The organism is Candidatus Omnitrophota bacterium (assembly GCA_028715965.1).
GTDB lineage: Bacteria > Omnitrophota > Gorgyraeia > Tantalellales > Tantalellaceae > JAQUQS01.
On the sequence record JAQUQS010000041.1, the window covers coordinates 1 to 6,629 of the forward strand.

Here is a 6,629-nt window from a genome sequence, read left to right on the forward strand (position 1 = left end):
CGACCCTTCTTGACTGTTGGCCCTTTATCCTGTTTATTACCATGTAATGCTTGAACCATGCCTGTTGCCTGAATGCTTCTGCTCTCGGATCGATGACCTTGGTGAAACCTATCCACACCGACGCGGAAGGCCCTCCAAGCGTAGAGACCGTACCGCTTATACCGAACTCCGCCTTCATGTCAGGCGACATCTGTTTAAGCAGTTCCGCCCAGGCTTTCTCTATCTCCATGTCTTCCTGCCTGGCCAACGGTGAGGTAAGAAGCAGTCTTATTACGTCCTGTTCGGAATTTACCTTTCTTGCCCTTATGTCCGCGTGCTGTGCGGCCGTCGTATCCATCCTGTGCTGGATGAGCGCTTCCTGGTACTTTTTATGCCTGGCAAGGTCAACTACCTTATCAGAATACACCGGGGCCCCCTGCCGGTCATAGAACCGGTATCCCCTGCGGATAAGACGCATAGCGGAGACCTCATCCGTGACCATCCTGTAATTCATTACGTCTTTTTTGTTGCCCTGGGTCATTCTGAGGACCATGTTCCCGGCATTCCTGTTTATCGGGACTACCTGATATGTATAAGCGTGATCCCTGCTTACCTGTTTTCCCCTGTCAAGGTAGGTCTCCCTCCATCTTACGCTTACCTTACCGTCTCCCTGCGGTTCCGCGGAGAGCCACGTCACAACCGTCTGTCTTCCGTTCTCTTCGGTAAGAGTGGACGTGTTCACCATATCCTTCATATCCGGTGTCACGCTGTAGATAAGGTCCCGCCTTTCAAGAAGGCCATATGCCTGGTCGTGCCACGCGCGTTCCCCGTCAAGAGCGCCTTCGACCATTCTTCTTCCATCCATACGGATAAAAGCGTATCCATCAAGCATTACCTCATATGTTTCTTTGTCATCGGTGTATGTCGCCGTTGCCGGCACATTTTCCGTCAGCACCTCTATTCCCATCCTGACGACTTCACTCTGCGCCCTGGCCGCGGCGGTACGCCGTTCGATCTCATCCATGGATTCCTGCATCCTGCCGGCGTTGTCCGTAGCGACCTGCAGGTCAAATCCCATTTCTATCAGCCTCTGCGCCTGCTGAAGCACCTGTTCGAGCATCTTTACCTGTTCCGATATGCTCATTTCATCTTTTTCCGCCTGCGTCAATCCGGACGTAAAACATTCCATGCGTTTCTGCAGGTTAAGAAGAGCAAGCCTGTACTCTCCCTCGTTCTTGAACGCCGACACATCCCTGCGGAAGTTGAATACAGCCAGGCGAAGATCGGCTAATTGCTGGTCTATTTCAGCCTTGCGGGCGTCCTTCGCGTTCAATTTCATGATCCCGGACGCTATCATTTCCTGCCTGAGGCTTATAAAGCGCATCATGATCCTGTCAAGCGCGGTAAGGGATCCCATGTTTATCGGCTCCATGGTCTTCATGCCCCGTGACCCCAGATCCCCGACAAGCACCATCATTTCCCTTATAAGCGGAGCCGCTTCCTCGTCATTGTTCATATCAAGCGCGTGTTCTATCCGCGGCACGAGCGCTTCTATCTTCGCGAACTTTTCCCTGACCGACGGGATGGCCTCAAGTCCTTCTATCTGTGCCCCCAACGTGTTACCTTCCCTGTCCAGTACCACTGCCATCCTTACCTGTGCCATGGCCGCGTCATCCAGTGCCGCGTCGGCTGTGATCACAGGTATATTGGTACGCGTCCCTTCATGCCAGGTCGTTTCTCCCAGGGACAATATGTCTTTCGCCATTTCTGACGCGTCACTGCTCATGCTCGCGGCTACTACCTTCGCGAGCTCATCTACTCTCGCTTTTTTGAGCCTCAACAAGGCAAGGAGCGCGTCCACGCGGCTCTGTTCATCGGCGTTCCTGGCCACGAGCTCATCATAAGCTTTACGCGCGTTGCGCACAGGGGCCTCGAACCTGCCTATTATCTTACCCAGTTCAGTGAAATAAACGATATACGCGTTATTGCTCTGTATCACCATTTCCGCTTCGTCTATACGGTCTTTCAGGGCCAGCTGCGCGTTCTCGTCAAGCGTAGCGGCTCCCGCTTCAAGTTCTTTTCTCGCCTTGTCCCTGCGGTCCACGGCCTGCTTTACCGTTCCTGTCGCGCGTTCGATCATCTCTGATATATCTTTCGCAGTTATCATCCCGGCTATATTATCCAGGTAGCCTTCGGCAAGCGCGGGCCTGGTCACGACGGGAGCGGCAGGCTTAACGGCTGGTCTTGTTGTGGCTGTCGGCGCGGTAGCGGCGGCAACCGGGCTTTCCACGGCAACAAGCTGTACGGTAAGCATGCTCCTGGGGGAATCTTTCAACAGGCTCATAGCGGCCGGATATTTTGTCGCGAGCTGCCTGAGTTCACGACTGGCTTCCTCGAGTATTCCCCTTGCTGCGGCCGGACCAAGTCTTTTGTCGGCTATCCCCTGTAGCATATCGTCGATCTTTTTGATGCCCTCGGCTAATTCTGCCGGCTGCTGGCTCAATGGTTTCGCCATGTCGGGGAATATTCTGTCGGATATCGCGTTCCGCGTTCCCTCACCGAAAAGCTCAAATATATTCGGGTACTTCGGCGCCAGCTTCCTTAATATATCGCTTACCCTGGCTATTCTCGCGCTCACCTCTGCGGGATCGCTCCAGGGCCTGTTTATCTCCGCCATCAATGTCTCTATCTCAGCCAATCCGGCAGCCAGGTCCGCTGGTTTTTCCACGCTTGCCCCGAGACTCGCGGACAAAAGTCCTCTGGTATTCTCACCCATAAGATATAACACTTCGGGATGTTCCGGGGCCAGTTCCCTTAGTATGCGCGCCGCCTCTACCAACTTGTCGGACGCGTCCTGCGGCCTGGTCCCAGGCCTTGTGGCTTCCGTCATGATAGCGTTGATCCTGTCCAGTCCCGTCTGAAGCTCGGGGGACATCGCGGCAGGGGTTTCGGACCGCAAAACCACCGGTGGTGTTCCACCCGCCCCGGGCCCACTGCCCGTGGTCCCATCGAATATCCCTGTGCTACCGGTAGTAGCGCCCGTCAGGCCCATCAGGTCAGCCGATGTCGTGACCGCAGGCTGGGACACAAGACCGGCAAGCGTTTCCTGGCTGAGGCCTGCCGCGACCTGCTTGAGGTCCTGTTGATTAAGTGTTCTGACCCGGTCCATCATCTGCGCGTGCATTTGCACGGGCATCGTTTCCTGCACGACCTGGGGGCCCATGATCGATATGGCCGACCCTACGCCCATTAACGCCAAACCCTGCTGGGCGGTCGCGTTATCAAGTATCGCGTTCAAAAGTCCAGACGACCTGCCCCTTGAAGAAGCAGCGGCCCTGAAGAATACCATCACCGCTATCACGACCATAGCGGCTATCCCGAGGGAAACGAACCATGTTGTCGCGCTTAACGCGTGTTTCCCCCATATCATCCCGGGTATAGTGGTCGTAGCCATGGTCCAACCGGCGAATATTATAATGAAACTTACGATCGATATTTTCATTATCGATTCCATGAACCCGATGATACGGGGTTTTTCCATGAGCCGGTTCTCGATCCCGGCCATTTTCGAGCTTAATTTGATCGAGCTGAACATCGTTAACGCCACTTTAAGCATAAAAGGTATCGCCGCTATCTGCATGAACGCGCCCGACAGTAACCACGCGCCGCCCGAATACATGACAAGCGCGATAGCCGGGGCAGCTATCAGGACAGCCAGGCCATACCCGGCAAGTGCCCTCTTATCCAGAGTTCTGGCGTCACCATGGAACTTCCTGGATATGACCCTGGAGACCAGCAGCGTAACAGCAAGGACCAATACGCCGATACTACCGGCTACAGGCGATACTCTCATCAGGTATGCCGAACCAACAGTACCGAGAACGGCTACAAGACCGGTAACAAGCGCGCCCGTATCCAGCCAAGAATAACCCCTGGAAAGGTCCTCCGGGGAAAGCTCTTTTTTAGAGGAATAAAGATAATATGTTAGCGCTTTTGCCGCTGCCGCGATAAGCCCCGCGAATATAGCGCTCGCGTATACGCCAGAAAGGGATGCCATCGCGGATGCCGGTGTAGTGACCATTACGATAACGCCGGTCACGGCAAGGGCGCCCGCCGTCGCGGTCGCCAGGAACCCGACAAGCGAAAGCACGAACTGGTAAAGTACAAAACTGCCTACGGCCCTGGCCTTGTTGCCGCGGTAAGTACCATCCATCAGTTTTATCATGTCTTCGACCGGCTTCGGATGCGCGGTAGCTCTCTTCAGATATGTCTTGGAAAAAGCCATTACCCCGAGCAGTATGACGAATGCCGCTATGATCATTACGGAGACATACTCGCCGCCCAGGAACGGGAAGATGTTGTTCAGGCCCGCTATTATCTCATTACGCCCTATACCGCCTTCCACCTGTGCCTTAAGGATATTGCCCAGTCCAAGCCTGTTGTTCACGATATATATAAGCCCGAGTATGACCGCGCCCTTAAGCGCGAAAAGTACCGCCTTGAAAATGTTCTCTTTCGCGCGAAGACTTGCGGCACGATCAGCGGCTTTTTCCTGCTGTTCAGCTTTACCAAAAAGCACCATGAACACCGCGTTGCCTGGGGCGGCTTTCACCCCCTGGACAGCGTTCTCTCCCAGCTTTATGGCCAGTGAATCCCTCTGCGCTTCCAGCGGCGTTCCTACCGCCCCGGACAATGCGCTGAGCGCGTTCATCTCACGACGCATCATTTCTTTTTTGGTCAGGAAATCCGTTCTTTCTCTCCTGGCAGTCTCAGACGCTATCACGACGGCGCTTGCTTTCACAAAAGAGGACAAGATCGCCTTGAACGCGTCGGCGTCCGCTGAAGCGGAAAGCGCGGCCGCGAGGGTCCTGACGTTCTCCTCCCCGAACCTGTCCGGGGTTATGTTAAAAGTCTCACCCAGAGCGGACCTTATGAGCCCTTCCCGGGCGTTATCTTCTGCCGCGCGACTGGCGTTAAATATCCTGTCCACGTTCATCCCATAATAAGCCCGGACATCCGGGTCTGACATCATACTGTCAAAAGCTGTTTCGACCGCGGCTTTCACGCTTTCGTCACTCGAAAGTTCCGCCAATGTTCCGCGGAACGACTGCAGGACCTTTTCCGGATCAAGTTCCCGCATGTCGCGGGCTATCCTGTCGGCGAAACGTATATCCTTGTAACGTTCTATTGCCTTGGACAACCGGGAAGCGTTCGCCTCGCCCTGGTCCGCCTGGTAGGATCTAAGAGCGGCGATTATATCATTGATGGCCGCTTTCGCCTCTTTTCCCTCCTGGCGATCCCTGAGGGCCTCAAAATAACTGACGTTGTAATGCCTCTTCACCTCACCTGGTTCTCCGGCACGCGCGATACGACCTACCAGCTGTTCTTCCTCAATATCAAAATCTTCGGGATACAAAAGATGGAGTACTATACCTTTTTCCCAATTCCCGTTCTCCTCATCCACCCTTGGGCTCGTTCCCCTTACATTAGCGTTATCTATTATGGTTATGACCCCTCGCTTACCGGCGTTATTTACATATGTTTCTTTTGTCGCGCTATTGATATCCCCGGCGAGTATCTGTACAACGGCGTCAGGCATCTCTTCCCTGATGAGCCCGGCTATCGTCTCCGCGTCCTCTACCTTTACCTTTATTATCTGGCCGGTGTCCAGGTTCGCCCTGAGTTCTACGATAAGTTTTCCGCGCGCGTCAGCTTCATCGGCGGAAGCTATTACCGGGGCTTCCCCGCGGTTATCCTTGAAATCCCTGCCGACCATGTCCTCGTTTATTACTTTTATTTCCGGAAGCAGGCCCTCTCCGCCCCTGTAAAGCTGCTCAACCGTCCTGGCGCCCGTAGCTGAGGTACCGCCTATGTTATATACATCGCCGTCAGAAAAACTCGCCAGCGTAAGGAATTCCGATATCGGCCTTTCCGATATGGTCTGTTTCTTTCCCTTGGGTTCGATACCGTTAAGAAGTCTCAGGGCATCGCTTATATCGGCCATTTCTCGGCCGAACATAAGAAGGTCGGTCTGCGCGTCCCTTGATACCACATCGCCGTCACGTATCTCATAATCCCGGCCGATCTCCCAGCTGTATTTCGCGGTATATAAGGCTTCCATCATGCGCACCCATGTATCAAAAGGAACGTTCGCCAGTTCCGGCGAGCCAGCCTTTATGGACGCGACTATCTTCTTGAACATGGCTTTACCGCCGATGACCGGAAATCCTGTAAGCGTTACCTGCTTCTGCCGATCTCTCGCTTTCCTGATCGTAAGCGCGCCTTTATCCTCAAGTTCGGACATCCTCCCAGCCGCCATGAGTTCGTGGAGCTTTCTCATGACATCCAGTTCTCTGGCGGCCTCCGTATCGGTCTCACCGGAAATGACACATTTTTCCGTAAGGTTGAGCGCTACAGTATCGAACTCGTCTATCCACACCCCCCTTGTACCCGGGGTACCGAAAGCTTTCTTCATCGCGGGATCATCCTGTTCCTGCGAGATGAAGTTCAGATTATAATAAGTGCTTACCGCCCATCTGGCGTTGGCGAAGAACTCTTCTTGCGACACTGTGTTGAACCGACCGGCGTTGTGATCGTATAAGTAAAAATCCTTACCGCCGGACATGTTGTCCACGATATAACCACCGGTC

Annotated in this window: 1 protein-coding gene; it reads right to left on the reverse strand. The window is 54.1% G+C overall.

Annotated features, from left to right (window positions below; genetic code table 11):
* A partial coding sequence (locus PHH49_08470; GenBank protein MDD5488972.1) for a hypothetical protein occupies positions 1-6,613 on the reverse strand: 6,613 nt, incomplete at its 3' end.
* Positions 6,614-6,629 lie beyond the last annotated feature (16 nt).